Source organism: Paenibacillus wenxiniae (assembly GCF_039822605.1).
GTDB lineage: Bacteria > Bacillota > Bacilli > Paenibacillales > Paenibacillaceae > Saccharibacillus > Saccharibacillus wenxiniae.
Map to the genome: position 1 here is coordinate 284,854 of NZ_JBCGUH010000007.1, position 20,173 is coordinate 305,026.

The 20,173-nt window shown below is 42.4% G+C and carries 22 protein-coding genes; 6 read left to right on the plus strand and 16 right to left on the minus strand.

The genetic code is table 11. The features are described from left to right. Positions 1–91 precede the first annotated feature (91 nt). The 4 genes from AAHF22_RS14915 to AAHF22_RS14930 form a co-directional block, all read right to left on the minus strand. The gene (locus AAHF22_RS14915) at positions 92–745 is read right to left on the minus strand and encodes a nitroreductase family protein (protein ID WP_347325814.1); all 654 of its coding nucleotides are present in this window, start codon (positions 743–745) and stop codon (positions 92–94) included. Between the two features lie 40 nt (positions 746–785). Beyond that, entirely contained in the window at positions 786–1,217 is a 432-nt protein-coding gene (locus tag AAHF22_RS14920) for a MarR family winged helix-turn-helix transcriptional regulator (RefSeq protein ID WP_347325815.1), read from the minus strand. A gap of 142 nt (positions 1,218–1,359) precedes the next feature. Continuing rightward, positions 1,360–2,013: an RloB family protein gene (locus AAHF22_RS14925; RefSeq protein WP_347325816.1), complete on the minus strand. Its 654-nt coding sequence runs from the start codon at positions 2,011–2,013 to the stop codon at positions 1,360–1,362. Positions 2,014–2,026: 13 nt separating this feature from the next. Next, a complete protein-coding gene (locus AAHF22_RS14930; RefSeq protein WP_347325817.1) occupies positions 2,027–3,289 on the minus strand; it encodes an AAA family ATPase in 1,263 nt (420 codons plus the stop codon). A gap of 184 nt (positions 3,290–3,473) precedes the next feature. Here AAHF22_RS14930 and AAHF22_RS14935 point away from each other — a divergent pair, with 184 nt between their 5' ends. Further along, a complete protein-coding gene (locus AAHF22_RS14935; RefSeq protein WP_347325818.1) occupies positions 3,474–4,424 on the plus strand; it encodes an FUSC family protein in 951 nt (316 codons plus the stop codon). A 697-nt stretch (positions 4,425–5,121) separates the two neighbouring features. On the opposite strand, the gene AAHF22_RS14940 is transcribed toward AAHF22_RS14935, so the two are convergent. The 5 genes from AAHF22_RS14940 to thrC all read right to left on the minus strand — a co-directional run bounded on the left by AAHF22_RS14940 (position 5,122) and on the right by thrC (position 11,862). Beyond that, positions 5,122–6,399: a hypothetical protein gene (locus AAHF22_RS14940; RefSeq protein ID WP_347325819.1), complete on the minus strand. Its 1,278-nt coding sequence runs from the start codon at positions 6,397–6,399 to the stop codon at positions 5,122–5,124. Positions 6,400–6,834: 435 nt separating this feature from the next. Continuing rightward, on the minus strand, positions 6,835–8,244 hold the full coding sequence (aspA, locus tag AAHF22_RS14945; protein WP_347325820.1) for an aspartate ammonia-lyase: 1,410 nt from the start codon (positions 8,242–8,244) through the stop codon (positions 6,835–6,837). Positions 8,245–8,452: 208 nt separating this feature from the next. Then, positions 8,453–8,857: a GNAT family N-acetyltransferase gene (locus AAHF22_RS14950; RefSeq protein ID WP_347325821.1), complete on the minus strand. Its 405-nt coding sequence runs from the start codon at positions 8,855–8,857 to the stop codon at positions 8,453–8,455. 55 nt (positions 8,858–8,912) lie between these two features. Further along, positions 8,913–10,235 (minus strand): SMI1/KNR4 family protein, encoded by a 1,323-nt coding sequence (locus AAHF22_RS14955; protein ID WP_347325822.1) that lies wholly within the window; start codon positions 10,233–10,235, stop codon positions 8,913–8,915. A 226-nt stretch (positions 10,236–10,461) separates the two neighbouring features. Then, positions 10,462–11,862: a threonine synthase gene (thrC, locus tag AAHF22_RS14960; protein WP_347325823.1), complete on the minus strand. Its 1,401-nt coding sequence runs from the start codon at positions 11,860–11,862 to the stop codon at positions 10,462–10,464. 280 nt (positions 11,863–12,142) lie between these two features. Between thrC and AAHF22_RS14965 the strand changes: the two genes are divergently transcribed. Both AAHF22_RS14965 and AAHF22_RS14970 read left to right on the plus strand, forming a co-directional pair. Beyond that, positions 12,143–13,129: a BMP family lipoprotein gene (locus AAHF22_RS14965; RefSeq protein WP_371834077.1), complete on the plus strand. Its 987-nt coding sequence runs from the start codon at positions 12,143–12,145 to the stop codon at positions 13,127–13,129. Between the two features lie 42 nt (positions 13,130–13,171). After that, on the plus strand, positions 13,172–14,977 hold the full coding sequence (locus AAHF22_RS14970; RefSeq protein WP_347325825.1) for a methyl-accepting chemotaxis protein: 1,806 nt from the start codon (positions 13,172–13,174) through the stop codon (positions 14,975–14,977). Positions 14,978–15,400: 423 nt separating this feature from the next. On the opposite strand, the gene AAHF22_RS14975 is transcribed toward AAHF22_RS14970, so the two are convergent. Then, positions 15,401–16,249, minus strand: coding sequence for a formate/nitrite transporter family protein (locus tag AAHF22_RS14975; RefSeq protein ID WP_347325826.1), 849 nt, complete (start codon positions 16,247–16,249; stop codon positions 15,401–15,403). Positions 16,250–16,451: 202 nt separating this feature from the next. Continuing rightward, complete coding sequence (locus tag AAHF22_RS14980) at positions 16,452–16,643, minus strand: helix-turn-helix domain-containing protein (RefSeq protein ID WP_347325827.1); 192 nt, start codon at positions 16,641–16,643, stop codon at positions 16,452–16,454. Positions 16,644–16,760: 117 nt separating this feature from the next. Between AAHF22_RS14980 and AAHF22_RS14985 the strand changes: the two genes are divergently transcribed. Further along, positions 16,761–16,985, plus strand: a complete 225-nt coding sequence (locus AAHF22_RS14985) for a helix-turn-helix domain-containing protein (RefSeq protein WP_347325828.1) — start codon at positions 16,761–16,763, stop codon at positions 16,983–16,985. A gap of 239 nt (positions 16,986–17,224) precedes the next feature. Here AAHF22_RS14985 and AAHF22_RS14990 read toward each other — a convergent pair whose 3' ends face one another. The 4 genes from AAHF22_RS14990 to AAHF22_RS15000 are packed head-to-tail and all read right to left on the minus strand — an operon-like array spanning position 17,225 to position 18,872. Next, on the minus strand, positions 17,225–17,605 hold the full coding sequence (locus tag AAHF22_RS14990; RefSeq protein WP_347325829.1) for a hypothetical protein: 381 nt from the start codon (positions 17,603–17,605) through the stop codon (positions 17,225–17,227). 1 nt (position 17,606) lies between these two features. Then, on the minus strand, positions 17,607–17,747 hold the full coding sequence (locus AAHF22_RS14995; RefSeq protein WP_347325830.1) for a hypothetical protein: 141 nt from the start codon (positions 17,745–17,747) through the stop codon (positions 17,607–17,609). Continuing rightward, positions 17,731–18,216, minus strand: a complete 486-nt coding sequence (locus tag AAHF22_RS23905) for an accessory gene regulator B family protein (protein WP_371834068.1) — start codon at positions 18,214–18,216, stop codon at positions 17,731–17,733. The genes AAHF22_RS14995 and AAHF22_RS23905 overlap by 17 nt, the downstream gene beginning before the upstream one ends. Then, positions 18,213–18,872 (minus strand): hypothetical protein, encoded by a 660-nt coding sequence (locus AAHF22_RS15000; protein WP_347325831.1) that lies wholly within the window; start codon positions 18,870–18,872, stop codon positions 18,213–18,215. Before AAHF22_RS15000 ends, AAHF22_RS23905 begins: the two co-directional genes overlap by 4 nt. A gap of 165 nt (positions 18,873–19,037) precedes the next feature. Here AAHF22_RS15000 and AAHF22_RS15005 point away from each other — a divergent pair, with 165 nt between their 5' ends. Together AAHF22_RS15005 and AAHF22_RS15010 are read left to right on the plus strand one after the other, a co-directional pair. Beyond that, entirely contained in the window at positions 19,038–19,517 is a 480-nt protein-coding gene (locus AAHF22_RS15005) for a PH domain-containing protein (RefSeq protein WP_347325832.1), read from the plus strand. Between the two features lie 49 nt (positions 19,518–19,566). Next, entirely contained in the window at positions 19,567–19,749 is a 183-nt protein-coding gene (locus tag AAHF22_RS15010; protein ID WP_347325833.1) for a hypothetical protein, read from the plus strand. Positions 19,750–19,868: 119 nt separating this feature from the next. Here the strand turns inward: AAHF22_RS15010 and AAHF22_RS15015 are convergent, their stop codons facing one another. After that, positions 19,869–20,144: a holin gene (locus AAHF22_RS15015; protein WP_347325863.1), complete on the minus strand. Its 276-nt coding sequence runs from the start codon at positions 20,142–20,144 to the stop codon at positions 19,869–19,871. Positions 20,145–20,173 lie beyond the last annotated feature (29 nt).

Genomic DNA, 20,173 nt, shown 5'->3' on the forward strand with positions numbered 1-20,173 from the left:
TGTTGTATAACAGAACTGGAACACAATGCAGCCATAGCCGGGCGTTTTATCATATAAATATTGAAACGATTAACTTACGATCACTTCAATCTTATTTAAATTCAGCAACCATATCCAGTGGCAGACGCATCGAAGGGTAGCCTTCGTTAGCCGCTTTACCCATGCTCAGCAGCATAACCGGTACATAACGGTCTTTGTCCATACCGAATACTTCAGCGATTTGATCTTTTTCATAACCACCGATTGGGTTTGTATCGTAGCCGTGTGCGCGTGCAACAAGCATCAATTGCATCGCAACCAGACCGCTATCGATCAGAGCGATGTCTTTGCGTGCTTGCTCGGACAGGTTTTCATAGTAACCGAGTGCAAATGGAAGCTGGCGTTCTTTTACTTCTGCTGGCATATAGCCCAGTTCTACCGCTTTATCGAAAATATATTCTGCATTTTGCTCATGCTTCAGATCACCGAAAATAGCGATTACAGCTGCTGCTGTTTCTACTTGATGGCTGTTGAATTTCGCCAGTGGAAGCAGTTTGGCTTTTGCTTCTTCACTCTCAATTACGAGGAAACGCCAAGGTTGAAAGTTGATGGAAGATGGAGCGCGTGTCGCTTCTGTCAAAATTTCGTTCATTTCTTCACGGCTAATTTTCACCGATGGATCATAGCTCTTAATGGAACGGCGTTCCAGCGCGATTTTGTTAAAATCATTTGTTTTGATTACAGCATTTGTATTGGTTGTTGTCATATGAATTCTCTCCTCTATTTATCGTTCTATGAAATATAGCTTACAGCTTCATGGCTCCGCCAATATTAGCGTTCAATCGCTGTAGCATATCGAGCAACTGCTCCTGCTCCCCTGCATGAAAACCATGAAACATACGCGCAACAAACTGCTCTCGTTCTTCACGGAAAGCGATAATGCGCTCGCGGCCATGCTCGGTAAGCTGAACAAGCGTGATCCGGTTATCGTCTGGATTGTTACGACGAACGACGACGTTTTCCGCTTCCAGCTGCTTAAGATGGCGCGTGATCGCTGCATGATCAATACCGACCAGCTTTTGCAAAGCGCTCTGACTGATCTCTTCAGTATGGGACAGCTGACAGAGCAACTGCAAACGCGAAGCACTAATGCCTGCGCATTTCTCAAAGGTGCAGGCCAGTTGACGTTGAAGACTCTGTATCTGATTGAAAACCTCATCTGTGGTGGAAATTGACACAAGTCTCCACTCCTTTCTGGCCAGCCTGATTGATGAACATACCATTGTGTGACCCATCAATCATTGACATATCAAATAATAACACAGAAATAATATATTTTCAATTAGAGATTAAAAATTAAACTTTTATATATCATTTATTTTAGTAGTGGAGCAAACCTCGTAATTCACATACTAATTCATCTACATTAGTACATGGAGCTTTTTTAGAAAAAGAACTCATTTCGCTATGTGTTTTTCTTAACTTTTGGGCATGACGTATCGCTTTATCTTGATGAGGCTTTAACAATTCATATAATCTTTCAGATGCTTTATTATAACCTTCCTGAATACCCATATTTTTAAAAACATTGTCTAAACGTGAATAATACTGTTGTCTATTGATGTTGGAATCTAAATAGGCAAAATGTAATAAAAACCATAATTCAATACATTCGTTAGACCAAGCGACCTTGATGCCTTTTTTATGAGCAGAGTGAATCGCATTGTCAAAATGAGCTGGCGGAAAATCATCTTTATCAAACACAGCCCAAATATGCTCAAAAATATGAGGAGAGCGACGTTTATAATCTTCGATCTCCTCTATAATTCGAAGCGTTTCTTTTCCTGCTCCGTGAATATCAATAGTGTATGATTGTACAGTATCTTGATATTTCTCATTGATTTCATTTTTAAAACCATTGAAATAATTTGTTTCCGTTTTTATTCCTTCCGTCACAATCAAATGACCAGAAGGTTTCGCCTTTCTAATCTGCTCTTTTCTATTTTTCCTGCCCGGTTCTCTGCGTGCTGCCATATATAGTCCTTTCCTATATCAATGGTTTAAGATCTGGAACAGCTTCATATTTACCTAATATATAATCTTTTCCATAACTAGCATCGTTTCTAACTTTTTTTTCATCATTCATTTTATATTCAGCGAGAGAATATAATTTAGATACTCCACGCTCGTCTTTATCTACAAACCATATTTCATCTCTTCTAAAATTGTCTTTGTCTAATGTGAATACATCATGCGTTGTAAATATTAGTTGTGCATGATTAGGATTTGTCTTAGAATCGTGGAACAGATTAATGAGATATCTTAATAATAAAGGATGCAATTGAGCATCAAGCTCATCAGAGAATAAAATCCCACCTTGCTCGATTACATTTTGTAAAGATGTGTATAATGCTATTAATTTTTGTGTTCCACTGGATTCTTCTCTTAAAGGCAATCTAAAAATTTCATTTGTGTCTGGATTAGCATGGATACTAACAAACTCATACATAGTTTCATCATCAGAAATATTTTCTATATTTTCTTCGTCTGCTAACTCTGTTTTATTAAAAGGGATCATATCCAGGGTTTCGATCCCTACATCAACTGCTTTAATAAATTTTTCTAAATGTTCTTTTTTGGTAGCATCTTTCAAAATTCGTATCAAAGGCGTTTGAAATCGGCTTCTGGCTATCGCAACGCTATTAAATCCTTTAGCATAATCCATAAAATACACTTTTTGAAACCAATCTCTAATTTCTTGAACAATTTCAATTTTAAAACTGGTCATCAATGATAAAAATAATGTTTTCTTCTCTAATAGTTCTAATAAATTTTTAATAGACTCAAATTCAGGAGCCAGTTCAATATCTTGTTCACTACGATAAAATAAAGTCCTGTATGATTCTTTTTTCTTGTTTTTATCTCTTACATATAAATATTCCTCATAGATTTGCTCCTGATCGACTTTAAAACCATATTGAAAAATATTCTGTTCCGTGCTAAAAATCGCTTCAAAAAACGATGGTGTCTTATCACTTGTGAATGCAAAGGGAGACAAATGGCGCTCATCCAGCAAAATCGCTGATCTATTGGAAGATAAAACAAATCGACAAAAAAAACGAAATGCTTTAAAAATATTACTTTTCCCACTTGCATTCGCTCCAAAAATGGCAGCTACTTTTAATACTCTTTCGTTATATGCATTATATACCACATCATTTTCGTGCTCTTTGATGGACGTTGCCATCATATCGAGTGTCGATTCTTTTTCAAAAGATTTAAAATTTTCAAAATTAAATTGTAGTAGCATGAACTCACCTCTCTTATAGTATAGTAACATCAGGATTCAAAAAGTACGATATTTTCTCATTTTTCCGCGAAAAATAATTAATTATGTTTTTATTCACAGACTATAAGCGGGTAATCGTTTATAGTATAAATCCTCATACTTTACCATTATTCAAACGAAACACAGGAAGGAATCGATTGTTGCTATGAAATTCGCTATTGGCATGCGCAATATTAAAACGGCACTTGCCGTATTCATCTGTCTGTTTATTTCGCAGACATTTCATCTGGAATATCCTTTTTATGCGGTCATCGCTACCATTATTGCGATGGAAAATTCGGTCACGAATTCGTATACGGTCGGCAAAAATCGAGTGATGGGCACGATCGTTGGTGCCAGCTGCGGCTTTTTGTTTGCTTTGATCGATCCATATAGCGCTGTTTTCTCCGCGCTGGGCATTATTGTCGTCATTTATGTATGTAATCTGCTGAAATGGAATAAAGCCATTTCGATCGCTAGCATCGTATTTCTGGCGATTATGCTTAATTTGCGTCCTGGCGAAAGCCCATTATTTTACGGCATGAATCGTATGCTGGATACACTTATCGGCATTAGCGTGGCGGTCATGGTCAATTATCTTGTCTTTCCGCCCAAGCATGAGCGTCAAATGGAGCGTCGACGCAAAATCTTGCGTCGTCATCTGACCCAACTTACGCATGAGCTATTGCGTCAGGGTGGCGGTGTACATATTAGTGCACTCAAGCAAGATATGTCTGAGCTGGAAAAAGTGTATGAGACATACACATCTGAATTTCATCTGAACAGGAAAAAGCGCACGATGATGGAGCATCTGGAGGAAGAGATCGATATTTATCATAATACGTATTCCCATATGCGTCAGCTTAGGCTGTTAACGGATGAGCCTTCAATCGAAGCGGAACCAAAGCTGGATGTGCAATTTACTTCCTCTCGCCCGCTTACTTCTCACGGTGAGGATCTGCTGATGATCTATCGTTATCATGTACGCTGCATTTTACAAGAGCTACAACATCTAGGATTGATGCTGCCGCGTAAAATTGCACCACCGCTGAATTTACATCCTGAAGCGCCACAGCCGTTACAGAGGGAGTCCGGTCAAAAGGACAATGGATCATGATCGATCATCGATCCATTATGGGAAATGATACCTGTAGAACGTGGAATATAGGGATATAGGAATATGTAAATGTATGATGCTGTTGGCAGAGGTGTGATGTAATCATTCGTAGCGTCTTCTATAGGCAGGCAAGGTAGTACAGATACGTATGCTATATATTTTTTATATGTACTTTTGTATGCATGATAGTTATAAAAATGTACAAAAAATATGGCGTATACGCAAACTATTTTGGACGTAAGATGCAAGGGGAATCTACAATTTAATCCCACTCCGTACATTGCTGTACGATACAAAAGTTCATCTCCTTATCTCTTCTCATTGTTTTGGATATCTCACAACCTACGCTTGTATGCACAATCTAATAGCCCTGTTCTAACGAGAAACTAAACGTAAATACACACAGCAAAAAGTCGCCTTTCTCCAGACTTAGGATCGGAGTGAGACGACTTTTTGCTTTTAATGTATCGTGGTTACATTATTCTTCGCTGTTGTTTCTCGTTATTACTTTTCATTATTATTTTTCATTATTACTTTTCGTTATTGTTCTTCGTAACGTTGTGTTCAGAACTATGGCACAAGTTCAACGTAAGCCCAACATCATGTAACGGAAGTCGCGAACTACTTTACCGCCATACGATCTACGATAATAGCCTGCTGTCGATGTCGGATAAATTGAACCGCACAAAGCCGCGACTTATTTCAACGCAGCTGCTTTTACACGCAGAATCTGCCCGGACGATGCGGCAAGCGGCTCCGTATCTGTACCAAGACCAAAGTAAAAATCACCGTTCAGCTCTTCCAACGATTTCGCATACGTGCTCTGCTTGAATTGCAACACCGGATACCATTGATTCAGATTACGCGTTTTGTACACACGATTTATATAGTTGCCATCGGCTTGCTTCGTGTAAGTAAGCACATAAAGCACCTGACCACGTGTGATCATATCGGTTGGAATCGCTTTAGCATCAGGCAGTTTCACACGTTTACCATCATTCACATCGCTGGCTGCGATTAACGCTTCCGGCATCGTTTGTGAATCATTGTATAGCTCACCAGCGATATAGACGAGCTTGTTATTCACAACGACCGTTTTGCTAATACGGCTGTATGGCGTTTTGCCTGCTTCCTGCGCAAATGTCATGCCTGGTAAAATGTGTTTGCCATTTACCTTTTCCTGCGTTGCCTTTAAATTTTTGTCGATGGCAAGCACATTCGTTTCGTCACCCCAAATTTTGTTGTCTGGCATAATAATCGCTGCGGCATACAGCTTACCTTTAAATTGGAAAAACTTATACGCACGACTACCATATCCATCGATACGGGCAAACTGCTCCCATGTCTTGCCATCGTCGCCTGACATCATCACGACCGGACTATCTTCTGTACCTACAGCTGCGAACATTTTACCCTGATAATACGCTAGATCATAAACGTGCAGCGCATTCGGAATATTCTGATATTCTGTCCAGCTACTATTGCCTAACTCGTAAAAGTTGCCGTATTTCCAGCCCGGTACGACCGAATCATTGCCCGGTATGTACAACTTACCCTTCAAAATTTTAAAAGTATCGATCTGTTCATCTGCCGTAACTTCGCGTGTGACCGGCTTTCCCGTCTTCGCATCTGTCGATACGACCTTCTCGGTTACGAATTGGCTGCTCGCTGGATCATAATACATAATGGGTACAGGTCCAGCGTTGGGCGATGGCCCGGAGTTGCTACTGTTTCCGCTGCCTAGATAGATTTTGCCATCATACACCTGCATATCCCACACATTACGCGCATACGGCCCACCTTTGAATGGCTGTCCCAGCTTCTCGATACTGGACGTCACATCGACGCCGGATACTGCCGCTGCGCTCGCAATTGGCGCATGACTTGAAGTCGGCAAAAGTACACTTCCACTTAGAAGTGCAACACTCACACCAATTCCAATCGTTGATTGTAGCACATAGCGTTTCATTTTCATTATTATTCTTCCTCTCTGTCCACAAATGGTAAAACCGTGTTTGAATGAGTTACTTCACTATCCCTCCGTTCCAGTCCATTTTATAGTGTATCAGGCATGTTTATCGTACATGGGCGCGGCAAATAGAGCTTGTGCACACTATCGCTTAATTAGATACATAAGATATCTATGTGTAATACTTAAGTAAGCGTATGCAGCCCGATGCTTACATGCACTATAACATATTTGCCAGTAAGATGCGAAAATGACAGTACTATGTAAAAAAGGCTATTCCATTAAAGGAATAGCCCTATTTTTATTGCATAACCTTCACAACATCCTACACTATAGCTTGCTTAAAACTATATCTGTACTCCCATATTCGATCAGATATATCGTACAAAACATATAGCCAGCGTATAGAACAGATGTAGCTAGCAGCTATAGCTTTACCGCTTAATCCTTATGCAGCAACTCTTCACCAGCAATACCCGGCTCGGTCATCTGATATGGATCAAGAATGATATTCAGCTCTTCTTCGGTCAATACATTGTACAGCAAGCACAGCTCGCGTACTGATTTGCCCGTCTGAATCGCTTCACGCGCGATACGAGATACGACTTCATAGCCTAGATGTGGATTAAGTGCAGTAATCACACCAACACTACGCTCTACATATTGACGGCAACGCTCCACATTGGCTTCGATACCATCGATACAATGTAAACGGAATACGGTGAAGCCCTGCTTCATAATTTCTAGCGATTGTAACAGATTGTACACCAGTACAGGCTCCATGACATTCAACTCCAGTTGCCCTGCTTCGGACGCCAGACAGATCGTATTATCGTTACCGATAACCTGGAAGGCAATCTGGTTGATCACTTCGCACATAACTGGATTGACTTTACCTGGCATAATCGAAGAACCTGGCTGACGTGCCGGCAGATTCAACTCATTCAAGCCTGCATAAGGGCCAGAAGCCATCAGACGAATATCGTTTGCCACTTTGGACATGTTCATCATACAGATTTTCAATGCCGCCGATACTTCGGTATAGGCATCGGTATTTTGCGTGGCATCTACCAGATGGTCTGATGCGGCCAGCGAGAAGCCGCTAATGTCCGCCAGAATCTCGGCTACACGCACAATATAACGACGATCCGCATTTAGACCGGTACCGACTGCGGTTGCCCCCATATTGATATGCAGCAAGTTTTCGCGCGTATTTTCGACACGTTTAATATCACGGCTCAGTACACGTGCATAGGATTGGAATTCCTGACCAAGACGGATCGGTACAGCATCTTGTAAATGGGTGCGCCCCATTTTGATTACCGTATCAAATTCATCGGCTTTCGTCTGAAACGATTGCTGTAGCTCACGCATCGCTACGAGCAGCTTTTCGATCATCGACAGTGTCGCAATATGAATCGCTGTCGGGAAAGCATCGTTAGTCGATTGTGCCATATTCACATGATTATTCGGACTAATATCAACGTACGCACCTTTTTCCTTACCCATAATCTCAAGCGCACGGTTCGCAATAACTTCGTTCGTGTTCATATTAATCGATGTTCCAGCACCACCCTGAATCGGGTCCACGATAAACTGATCGATCCAGCGACCTTGCAAAATCTCATCGGCTGCCTGTACAATCGCTTCACCTTTAGGTCCGTATAGACGGGACATCTCCATGTTCGCCAGTGCCGCTCCTTTTTTGACCATAGCCATCGCACGGATCAATTCAGGATGCAGCTTTTGCCCAGTAATCGGGAAGTTTTCTACTGCACGCAGAGTCTGAATGCCATAATATGCTTCATCGGGAACTTCTTTGGTGCCCAGAAAATCTTTCTCTATTCTCACTACTCATTCCTCCGGCTGTACGGGGGCAGCGCAGTCTGACGGCATATGCGATATGCCTGCTTCAGGCTACCGATCACCCCGAACGATTTCATTTTACAACAACAGTCCTATTATACGTCTGCCTTGCATCACGTTCCAGTAAAAAGTAAAATCATTCCTATTCTTACACGACTTCTTACTTCATTGGTTATGCCATATGACGATTTCGTTATGGAGACTGCCGTAGCCACATCCCCAGCGATACGGGTGACGAATATTCAAAGCCGAATTGCGCGTACAAATGATCTGCCGGTACATCTGCAAATAATGTAGCCATCGCACGCGGTGGCATATTTGCGTGTAAATACTGTTTAATTTCGCCCATGATCGCTTTGCCATATCCTTTACCTTGATGATCCGGATGTACAGCAATATCGGTTACCTGAAAAAACAGTCCTCCATCGCCGACAACACGTCCCATACCGATGACTTCCCCCTGCTCTTCCAGTATGACTGCAAACAAAGTGAGTGGCAGTCCCTTCTCCGCACCTTCCCGGCTCATTTCGCTCAGGCCAGAAATCTTACGCAAATGCAAATACTCGTCGATCAACGGAATACGATGCTGTATCTCCAATGTAATAACCACCTTTTGTGTGTGAACTATGGTCGTGTCTATAATAAGGCTGCATTTATCGTTTGTTGAGCGAGTGAATGGCACAGTTCACCAGATTTTTTTCTTTTTTCGTAACGGCTTTTTCCAGTTCTTGTTCCAGCAATTCCAGCGTATGCTGCAACTGATCTTGCTCTAGGAAAATCGCATGCACATGTTCTATCGTTGCCAGTGCACTAATGACAACTTGCCGCTGTACCGAACTACCACCGAGCCATTGCCAGATATCTTCTGCTAACGGCGCGGAACAGGCAAAGAGACGATCCCAGCCATCATACGGATAGCTGACACGCTGATCAACTGTCATCCATTCGATCACCTTGCGATTTTCAAAAGGCTTGAGCCATGCATTGGCGGTGTATCCATTCAGCCGACTCGTTTCCTCCATCCTTTCCAGCTCGGCAAAGACGAGTGCTAATCCTTCCTGCTCTGGCAAACAATGTGCTGTCACATATGCCAGAATTGAAGCATTAATCCGTTCAGCAGGCGCGGTCTTCCATAACGAGCGTACCCAATCCGCTGCATAACTGCCGCACAGCTCGCCTGTGTACTCCATAAGTGCCTCGCGCAAGCCTCGATCAGACTCCTGTTCAATGCGCTGCTGCCATGCTTGGAGCACAAGCTCCGGTGCAAACGTATTAAACGCTGCACGTAGCAACTCATCTGCTTTACCCACCATCTCAGCATAGCGAATTAGACCTTCTAACGTACCCTGTGCCTTTTCCAGTGTTAAATGCAAATAATCCTCCATCCATGAACGCCACTGTATCGTATTTGGATGATTCACATTCAAACCGCTATAATCGGCAAATGGTTCATATTGCCATGCTTCTGCACCAATCCCATACAACACCGTCACACGCTCCAAAAATTCGCCCAGCGAAGGGGCCAGAAATTGGAACTCGTCAGTCTCATGATTCCAGCTCAGCACCGCGGGTTGTTGTGGTTGTACATGCATATCCAACACAAGACTATCCCCATTATGGGCATGATAAAAAGAAAGATATCGTGTTGGATCAACCGTATCTTCCAGTATCGATACATCCAGCCAGTTGATCGTTTGCAAAGACCAGCCCCAATCTCCGTTCGCATCAAATGGCACCAGTGACGTATGCGGCAATGTCCAGCCCATCCATGCTTCTGACGCAATTGTTAATGCTTGCTTCAACTCATGGGGCAATGTTATGCCTAATTGTTGCTCTAATTCGGCAAGCTCTTGTTCCGTTGCAGGCTGTTCCCATTTACGGAATACGTCTGCCCCTTTATGCTGTAAACTCGCTAATAATTCATTCCACTGTTGCTGCCATTGCGACAGTTTATGCTGCAACATCATTGCACTCATCCCTTCTTGCGCTCCTTAACCCACTCTGATTTATCTACTATGCATAGGTTACCCCATCTTCACTTCATGATATATACATATACTATGCCTACTTTTTAGTATAAATACAATATTGGGAGCGGTTTACAAAAGGGCGGCTTTTTCATTACTTTCTACTATATGTTGATCACAACAATCAAAAAACCGCAGCCATCCGGCTACGGTTTCTGAACATTTCGATTGTATATTACACCTGCAATGTATAAAATGACTCGAGCTGACGTACCACTTCATCTTGATCATGATCGATAACCGTCTGGTACTGTGGCATATCGAACAATGCAGCGATCGGTGCAGGGAAGTCCTGCTTGATGTCGCACAGGATAATCGCCTCGTCAAACTTAGCAGGATGCGCAGTTGCCAGCGTCACGCATACTTCATTGTCACCATTGTATAGCTCATACGCTGCAATACCACAAGCGGTATGCGGATCAAGCAAATAATCATATTGCTGCTTGTATTTGCGAATCTCATCCAGACATTCTGCATTGGAAGCACCATGTGCAGCAAAGTCCTGCTGTACCTGTTCCAGATCGGCGCCAGACAGTACAATTTGACCTTCACTTTGTAGCTGCTGCATGTAGGCAGACACTTTCGCTGCATCTTCATTCAGGAAATAGTACAGATAGCGCTCGAAATTACTTGCCACCTGAATATCCATCGATGGACTATGCGTGCTACGGAAATCGCCAGGCTTATACTCGCCTGTCTTCACGAAGCGTTCCAAAATATTGTTTTCATTCGTTGCAATGATCAGCTTATTAATCGGAAGCCCCATCTTCTGCGCCAGGAAACCCGAGAAGATGTTACCAAAGTTACCGGATGGCACACAGATATTAATAGGACGCCCTGCCGCTGCTTCCTGTGTACGGAAGTAAGCGTAGAAATAGTACACCGTTTGTGCCAGAATCCGTACAAAGTTGATCGAATTGATCGCACGCAGATGATGCTGCTTTTTGAATGGCAAATCCGCAAACAGATCTTTAATGATTTTCTGGCAGTCGTCAAAGTTGCCTTTAACGGATAAATTTAACACATTTTGATCATCTACGGTCGTCATTTGCAACTCCTGCACTTTGCTCACCCGATTGTGTGGATGCAAAATACAGATTTTGATCCCTTCTTTACCACGCACACCTTGAATCGCTGCTGCGCCGGTATCGCCGGACGTTGCGCCCAGAATATGAATAACTTCACCGTATTTTTTGGAAATATAAGAATAGAACTCACCCATAAATTGCAAGGCTACATCCTTGAACGCAAAAGTCGGTCCATGGAACAGCTCCATAATATGAAGCGAATCGTTAATTTGACGTACTGGAGCAACCTCTGGATGACGGAAATTAGCATAGCTTTTCTCCGCAAGCTGACGCAGATCATCCGCTGGAATTTCATCTTCCACATACAGAGCAAATATATTCAGAAACAGGTCAATGTAGCTTAGCTTGCTCCATGCTTGAAGCGTGCTTTCCGAAACGGTCGGCACCTTCTCAGGCACCATCAAACCGCCATCATCGGCAAGTCCCATCAGTACAGTATCGATAAAGCCTTTTGGCTCAACCTGGCCTCTCGTGCTGATATACTTCATACTCTTCCCCCAGTTAACGATAGTATTCATCCATATGCCTCGCATATGCAGATGTTGCAAAATTGATTAACTCCTATCATACCTTGTCACAGGTCTGCATCCAAGCATTAATTTGATAAAGTTACCACAAAGCGTCACAAAAATATCCGCTTTCATTTTGTTAACGTTTACATTAGTATGACATCTTAACTAACTGACTTGGATATCCGATATACACCTTGAAACGTATTTCGAACCAGAGAGGAAATCGCCAGTGCATACAAACACACATTGGAAAAAAATGAGCGCGCTTATCCTGCTAGCCGCAGTTCTGCTTCTTAGTGCCTGCTCGAACAAACAACCTGTCGCTTCAGCAGACACGGGAAGACTTAAAGTTGGTATCGTATTATCCGATATCGGACTTGGTGATCAGTCCTTCAGTGACGGCGCTTTTAACGGCCTTATCCGTGCTCGTGATGAAGGCAAAATTCTGTTTGACTACAGAGAGATTTCAGACACCAAAACGTATGATGAAGGTTTTAATCAGTTGCTTGCCAATAACAACGACCTGATTATCGGACTTGGTTATGCGGTGAAGGACAGTCTGGAAACGGCTGCGAAAAGTCATCCCGATCGTCAGTTTATCCTCATTGACGAAAAATCAGATTTGCCCAATGTTGCTTCGATTACATTTAAAGAAGAAGAAGGTAGCTTCCTTGCCGGTGCGCTGGCAGCGATGGCTAGCAAAACGGGTAAACTTGGCTTTATTGGCGGAATCGAAACTCCTCTTCTCCATAAATTCCAGAGCGGCTTCGAACAGGGCGCGCTTGCAGTCAATCCATCTTCCAGCGTCATCGTGAACTATACAGGAGACTTTGGTAAGCCGGAGCTTGGTTCTGCCGCTGCCACCCAAATGATTGATGGCGATGGAACTGATGTTATTTATACGGTTGCGGGTCTGACCGGCGTAGGCGGATTGGAAGAAGCTCAGAAAAAAGGCATCTACTCGATCGGTGTGGATAGCGACCAATTTTTCCTTGCTGAAAAATCCGTCATTTCATCAATGGTCAAAAATATCGATGTCGCATTATACAATGCAACACAAACGTATATTCAAAACAACAAAACATTTCCTAAAAAAGATATGGTGTTCGGTCTGCAAGATGGCGGCGTCGGTCTCGCTCCGATTCATCTGATTGAGCTATCCGATGAACAGCAAAAACAGCTGGAAGATTTAAAACAAAAGCTAATCTCAGGCGATATCAAAATCAAGCTGCAAAGCTCGTAATACGCATAGCTCTTACTTTTTAACTACTGGAGGAAATCCCCCATGAAATTACAAGGAAAACTGGTGCGAAACGCGCTCATCTCGTTGCTCGCTTCGCTCATCCTGGTCGGCTATATTATCTTCCAGCTACTAAGCATCAATTCACAAACGAGTGATCTGGTGCCTAATATGCTGAATGCGCAGCAGCTAGACAGCGATCTGGTATCGACCGGTCAGGCGTTGAATAACTATTCCTTTTCTATATCGGAAAGTAATCGCGCTATTGTAGAGAAACAGCTAACTAAAGTGCAAACAACACTTGATACGTTAAAAGCAGCTGGCTTGCCTACTCCAGCGGAAATGCAGCTACTGGAACGTGTACAGACCAAATTCCAACAGCTGAGTACAGCGAGCACCACTGCGATGCAAAAGCAAGATGCTGCGGAAGCGAAACGCGAAAGCATTCGGATTGAAGGCATTCAAAACGATGTCTATTTGCTAAAATTGCAAACAAAAGCGGACTATGAAAACTATACCGCCCAGCTTACTTCCAGCATTAATCTGACATGGCAAATCGCACTCATTGGTGCCATCATCCTTGTGATCGCGGTAGGTATGTTCAATATGTACACAGCGAAACAGCTTGCGCGTCGTACGCAAATTTTAACGGATGCAGCACAGCGTATCGCTGGCGGCGACCTGACAGTGAAACTGAAAGCAGCCAAAGGACGCGATGAGCTGGACGAGCTGAACCGCTCCTTCCATCAAATGATTGCTAATCTGCGCAGTATCGTAAGTTCGATCGGTCAAGCTGGCAATCGTGTAGACGATATGGCACAGGATATCGATCGCAGTAATGATCGTATGCAGGATATTGTCAAACAGGTTGCTCAATCCATTGAAGAGCTTGCGGTCGGTAGCCAGAAAATTGCCGAAGATTTGAGTGTAACGGTGGAAGTCGTAGATCAGATGCAGGACAAATTCCGCTCGAATCTGGAAACGACGTCCGAATCGGCAGCATACAGCAATGAAGTATTGCGTTCCATCGAAGAAGGCAGCAGTCGTATGCAACAGCAACTTGCTCTTGTCACGAATAACCGCCAGGCGATGAGTGAATTGCAGCAAACGGTGCAATCGTTGGAGCATAATGCCGGACAGATTGCCAGCATGACACAGCTTGTATCGGATATCGCTTCGCAAACCAATCTACTGTCGCTGAATGCTTCCATCGAAGCCGCTCGCGCAGGCGACGCTGGACGTGGATTTGCTGTTGTCGCAGGTGAAGTGAAAAAGCTAGCCGATCAGTCGGTACAAGCCGCTCGTCAGATTTTTGCAGCGGTGGAAGCTATTACTTTAGCGGTTAGCCAGGTGAACGCTTCAGTAACGAACAGTGTAGACTTATTTGTGCAGCAAGAACAGGCAACTGTGCTAACAGAAGCTTCATTTTCCGCGATCAATCAGCAAATTCAGCAGATTGCTTCGCATATTCATCGTCTATCCGGCGATATGCAAAGCTCGCATGAACTAAGCAATCAAGTGCAACAAGCAATTGAAAATATTAGTGCGATTACCGAACAATCTGCTGCGGGCAGTGAGGAAATTACCGCTTCTACTGTAGAACAGCGTCATGCCTTCCAGCAGTCCAGCGAACAGGTGAAGCAACTACGCCAAATTCGTGGCGAAATGCATCATGAGTTGGATCGCTTCCAGTTGGATGAGCATGCAGGAGCAGATAGTGCTCCAACGAAGCAACACGGTACCTCGACTACTTCAGCGTCAGTAGCACCCATCCCTTCGACATCATCCAATGATGCGAACCGCGACGAAGAAGAGTCAAACAGCAATCCAGCAGACAAGCATGCCGTTTAACTCGTAATCTGTGTATAAGCTTGTTACGACCAACTTCATTTACAAAAAAACCCGATCTTGAGAACTCAAGATCGGGTTTTTTCATGTTATCGTACATGTTATCGTACATTTTATATCATGTACTTTGTATCACATGCTTTGTACTGTAGACTTTTTATTGCAGACTTTGTATCATGTGCTTTTTAGTCCATGCTTTGTATCGCATGCTGCCTCGTGTGCTTCTTAGTAAATGCCTTGTATCGCATACTGTATCGTCACCCGAATATACTGCACTCCAACGTATCCAGCTTGGGGATTACAATACGATAATGTAATCCCCAAGCCCTCACAATGGATGATACCGGAATGTTTACAAAACTCGTGTACGTGTACGCCATCGTGATGTCTGTTCTAGCAAAACAATTTGTGTACACGCCCTAGCCATTAATGTTTTACAGCATGTGTATTGTTCAAGTTAGCGTCTGGAATCGCTCGCTTCGAAGCAGTAGCTGTCGATACAGCCGCCTGTTCAGTCGAAGCTGTTACGCTATCCCATGTATGACGGTATGCTAGGAAATAAGCCAGTCCGACGAAGATCGAACCGCCGACAACATTACCGAGAAATACGGGTACAAAGTTTTCGATATATTGAAGCCATGTAATGTCCGAGCCTGCAAAAATCGCTGCCGGAATGATGAACATGTTAGCTACAACGTGCTGGAAGCCAATCGCGACAAACGCCATAATCGGGAACCAGATGCCTGCAAATTTGCCAAATGAATCTTTACTGCCATACGCAATCCAGACAGCCAGGCAAACGAGCCAATTACAGCCAATCGCCGATATAAATGCTTCACCAAAACCATCGTGAACTTTTGCATGTGCGATCGACAACGTTTTCGCCAGGAAATCCCCTTCGGTCAGTCCAACTACATGTCCGAAAAAGTAAGCGACTGCAATTGCACCCACAAAATTAGAAATCAGTACAAGCACCCAGTTTTTCAGCAATGCTGCCATACCGATCTTTTTAGAAAATAAGGCCGCAGCCATCGTCATCATATTACCAGTCAAAAGCTCTGCTCCTGCCAGTACAGTCAGCATTAAGCCAACTGGAAATACAGCTGCTCCGAAAAATCCAGCAATCGAACCAAGCTCTTTCGGAGCCGTTCCGATTACGCGAATATCCGCGAGAAATCCTAGCGAAATAAAGGCTCCGCCCAGAAAACCAAGAATCAGTACCGTCCATACAGGCAGCTTCGATTTTTTGAAGCCTACCTCAGCGGACATCTTCATGATATCTTGCCAATAGGGAACTAGAGGGAACTAGAGGGAACTAGAGGGAATTAAAGGGAAGGAATACGCTCCAAATAAGGGGTAATAGCGATCTAATAGGGAATGTGAGGGAATATAGAGGAATGTGAGGGAATGAAAATAAAATATATTTGTGGGGTGTTTGTGGTTAGAAAAAAAGCCCGCCAATTATGGCAGGCTTTTTTTATTTGAAATTAACATTATCGATAGACACTCTGTAAAAATTCGCAAGCAGGCAGGCTATGCTCACAGGTACAATACTCGGATCGGTTTCATATTCCCTTAATGCTAATGATCCAATACCCATCCGACTAGCTGCATCTTCAATGCTATATCCTCGTTCAATCCTTACTTCGCTTAACTCTTTGACCTTCATCTGTATTCCCCCTGGTATATTTTGTTCTTGTATTGTTCTGGTTCCTTACTAGGGGTTAGGGTGGTATAATCTTCATTGGGTTACGTCTCCTTTCCGAGAACCGAGAAGGAGGAAGCAATGAGTAGAGTCTCCCTGGGGAGATGTTTGCTGCGTGACCATTTGAGAAGTCGTAAAATGAGCCAAGCCGAGTTCGCTCGACGACTGGATATCAACAAGCGCATGGTGTCTCATTACTGTAATAATGAGCGTGAAATGCCACTAGATGTTCTATACGGGGCATCTATCATACTTGATATTCCTATGGATCAGTTTTATGAATTCGAATTTGGTAACCAGCAATAACTGCGGTGGTGTCCGCAGTCTCCCTTGGAGATTTCGGGAGCAAATAGCTCTCAAATGTTATGTAACTCTCATGCATCTTCTATCTGATTCTCATGTTATGAACTTACCAATTTAGTTTATTATAAAATGTTTCATCCATAAACAGGAAAAATGTCGAAAAAAGTAATTGATGTCTGTATTTAGACCCCTGCTCAAAATTTCTTGACAACTCTTATAAAAAATAGTAAAGAGCCTCACTTTTAATACATGAGGCTCTTTACTATTGGCATTTTGTCTTTGTTATCTGCAATTCTTACTTTATATCCGTCCCCAAAGTCAGCATATAATCCTTGTGGAGTATCTAAAATTCTTTTCACAAGATCAAAATTAACAAGTAACCCAGTGTCCATTTGAAGAAAATTACCGCCCACGTCCTCCAATCCCTGTTTTACTGCTTCGAATGTCCTCACTTCAGTTGTCACCAGGTTCCGCGAATTAAATCGCGGAACTCGATTCTTTTGATTTTTATTAACAGAAAACATATCGACATAACAAACATCATTCAGATCGTGAAGAGTGTATTTACCGATTTCTTTATCATCATCTATAATTGATCCCAGTATTTTACCATCTATAATCATATTACTTACCCAGCTTTTTCAGTAGTTCACTTGGCAACTCTTGCTTACCAATGAACACCTTATTTGTTGTATAGTCACCTTTAGCGCTTTTAATAGCGTCTTTTTCAAGCCTTCGTGATAGCAACTCAGCTATTTTTTTCATTCGTGTTGTCCTCCCTCCAAAGTAGTAAGAACGCTTGAGCGCAAAACGTCAAAATAAGTGTGGATGAACCTATGGAAACAGCAATAATAATGAGTACGCAACAATATATCCTACGATTATTATCAGTTTTAAAAAAGAAAACCAGCAACGTTACTGCGCCAATCAAAAAGATTAGAGTTTGAGTTATTGATACTAAAGGGGTTATTACAAACAACGCTACTGACACGATCGTACATAAGGTTAACTTGAAATGTTTTCCCCCACTCCAGTGACGAATTAGAGCGAATGAGATCATAGACAGTATTGATCCTACTACGTCACCGAATATCCAAGCTATTGTAATTGTCAAAATCACTATTGCCCAAAAATTAAGCTTACGCCCGATCTCGTATGCCATTATCTCTACATTCGCAGGTGGATACGAGCGTTGTATTCTTTTTGCCAAAGAAAGAGATAATGATTCAATCATAGTTCAATATCCTTCCTACTGGAAAAATAATAAGACAAGCCAAATGCGATTAAACTACCTGGTAGCAATAAAGCAATTTGTAATTGTAACAGTAAGGTAAGTGCAAGCGACAGGAATATTACTCCAACGACTGTGACAATAGTGATCGCCTTATAATTGCTGTATTTTGTTCTGATACTAAATTCATGTGGCATGACTGGGATAAAGGAGAATCCGCGTCGTGTTTTGTAAAGCAGAAATCCCACTAAATAAGCTGAAACAATTGAAGTAAGCTGAATAATTTGAGATTGTGCTGTTAAATCCTGCGCAAATACCGTTTTGTCAAAACTAATAAAATTAGTGAACAGGATTGCGATTATTAATTGAATGATTATATAAGCATTCATCCCTGCGCTTATAGCTAAGGATGCGTACAGCACTCGCATTTTTAAAACGTATCTCAAGAATAAGATCATCATAATAATCAGTAGTGGCATATCGATCCAAGGCGTCACTAAAAATATTCTGATTATGTATGATACTACTGCTGCAAAGATGCAAAAATATATTATCTTAACAAAATCCAAAAATAAAGGAAGTCGATACAGTTTGAAAATTAATACGAATACTGCAAACACATCCAGAACACCCAACCCAATAAATACAGCTGCTGACATTCCACACCTCTCGAAAACGTAGTTGTTCAAATTATACGTTAATACATACTTGTTAGTATACTGACAAATAAAAAAAGATGTGAAATAAAATAAAAATATGAATCCTTTTCCACTATTTACCGATATAATAATTATACATTACATAATATATATGGAGGGGTCTATGTGGCTAAAATAGATAAGTTGATTGCACTAGCACGAGAACATTTACAACCTGGCGAAGAAGTATTAGCTGGGGTGTTTGGCGCGTATGAAACAAAAACACTCGGTCAGGCTACTATTAAAAATGGAGTACTCATAGCGACTCCTGATAGAATATTCTTCTATGGCAAACGAACTTTTGGATATGATTCGGAGTCTTTCCCCTTCTCCAATATCAGTTCCGTGGAAACTGGCAAAGGATTAATGGGCAAGACAGTTACATTCTTCGCATCAGGTAATAAGGTCAGCATGAAATACATCAATGAAGGTGACTATGATCAGTTTATTCAGATTGCTCAATCAAAAATCGGTAAGAAGTCATCAAATGCTGAAAGTGTTAATGATCCAATAGAGCAACTTAAAAGGTTAGCAGAGTTAAAAGAGTCAGGAATCATTACAGAAGATGAATTCGCAGCGAAAAAGAAACAGGTTCTTGGTATATAACAAAGCATATGTAAGGTATAGTATTGATTGTGCAGGAGGTGAAATGAATATGAACAATCATGGTGAAGGTGGTAGCCCAGTACTGGGGCATGGATGGGGAAGCTATCCTGTTCGTGCTGGATTCGGAGAAGGCAGCAGCCCGGTTGCTGCACATGGATTTGGCGGCAGTCCAATTCTCGCAGGCTATGGCGAAGGATCGGCTCCAACTTATAACTTAGGCTGGGGATCATAACAAAAAAAGCCCTCTACCGGCATTAGCTGGCAGAGGGCTTTTTTATTCACGGTTGCAAAACCATTCATTTTTTAGTGAGATAGTTGCAGAGACGTTATGTCAAGCAAAAATCAAAAAAATCATGTGATATCATTGTCTTTGGTGGTTCCGGGTCGATCTTTAAGCGCCAACTCGAACAAACCTGTCGCACTCAAGCCTGCTAACCCACCTGCCCACAGCCGGAGCACCAGCTCCAAATCACTAAATGGATACGCCGCCGCGCCGATCAACAAGCCTACAGCCAGTCCAATCAGAGGTAGGATGTTTTTCGGCACATTTACTGTTGTCTTGACCAACTGCACTAGCGCTAGTACCACGACTGCAAGTGTTGACGCGAAAGCCAGTACCAATTGCATTTTATCCATATTGAATCCTCTTTTCTATT

What these genes read in the sequence shown, in the direction of transcription:
- AAHF22_RS14940 (WP_347325819.1), bottom strand. Translation starts at nt 6,399, where the DNA reads ATGAAAATGAAACGCTATGTGCTACAATCAACGATTGGAATTGGTGTG.
- AAHF22_RS14975 (WP_347325826.1), bottom strand. Translation starts at nt 16,249, where the DNA reads ATGAAGATGTCCGCTGAGGTAGGCTTCAAAAAATCGAAGCTGCCTGTA.
- AAHF22_RS14990 (WP_347325829.1), bottom strand. Translation starts at nt 17,605, where the DNA reads ATGATTATAGATGGTAAAATACTGGGATCAATTATAGATGATGATAAA.
- AAHF22_RS14995 (WP_347325830.1), bottom strand. Translation starts at nt 17,747, where the DNA reads ATGAAAAAAATAGCTGAGTTGCTATCACGAAGGCTTGAAAAAGACGCT.
- AAHF22_RS23905 (WP_371834068.1), bottom strand. Translation starts at nt 18,216, where the DNA reads ATGATTGAATCATTATCTCTTTCTTTGGCAAAAAGAATACAACGCTCG.
- AAHF22_RS14935 (WP_347325818.1), top strand. Translation starts at nt 3,474, where the DNA reads ATGAAATTCGCTATTGGCATGCGCAATATTAAAACGGCACTTGCCGTA.
- AAHF22_RS14980 (WP_347325827.1), bottom strand. Translation starts at nt 16,643, where the DNA reads ATGAAGGTCAAAGAGTTAAGCGAAGTAAGGATTGAACGAGGATATAGC.
- AAHF22_RS14965 (WP_371834077.1), top strand. Translation starts at nt 12,143, where the DNA reads ATGAGCGCGCTTATCCTGCTAGCCGCAGTTCTGCTTCTTAGTGCCTGC.
- AAHF22_RS14915 (WP_347325814.1), bottom strand. Translation starts at nt 745, where the DNA reads ATGACAACAACCAATACAAATGCTGTAATCAAAACAAATGATTTTAAC.
- AAHF22_RS14925 (WP_347325816.1), bottom strand. Translation starts at nt 2,013, where the DNA reads ATGGCAGCACGCAGAGAACCGGGCAGGAAAAATAGAAAAGAGCAGATT.
- thrC (WP_347325823.1), bottom strand. Translation starts at nt 11,862, where the DNA reads ATGAAGTATATCAGCACGAGAGGCCAGGTTGAGCCAAAAGGCTTTATC.
- AAHF22_RS14970 (WP_347325825.1), top strand. Translation starts at nt 13,172, where the DNA reads ATGAAATTACAAGGAAAACTGGTGCGAAACGCGCTCATCTCGTTGCTC.
- AAHF22_RS14955 (WP_347325822.1), bottom strand. Translation starts at nt 10,235, where the DNA reads ATGAGTGCAATGATGTTGCAGCATAAACTGTCGCAATGGCAGCAACAG.
- AAHF22_RS14930 (WP_347325817.1), bottom strand. Translation starts at nt 3,289, where the DNA reads ATGCTACTACAATTTAATTTTGAAAATTTTAAATCTTTTGAAAAAGAA.
- AAHF22_RS15010 (WP_347325833.1), top strand. Translation starts at nt 19,567, where the DNA reads ATGAACAATCATGGTGAAGGTGGTAGCCCAGTACTGGGGCATGGATGG.
- AAHF22_RS14985 (WP_347325828.1), top strand. Translation starts at nt 16,761, where the DNA reads ATGAGTAGAGTCTCCCTGGGGAGATGTTTGCTGCGTGACCATTTGAGA.
- AAHF22_RS15000 (WP_347325831.1), bottom strand. Translation starts at nt 18,872, where the DNA reads ATGTCAGCAGCTGTATTTATTGGGTTGGGTGTTCTGGATGTGTTTGCA.
- AAHF22_RS15015 (WP_347325863.1), bottom strand. Translation starts at nt 20,144, where the DNA reads ATGCAATTGGTACTGGCTTTCGCGTCAACACTTGCAGTCGTGGTACTA.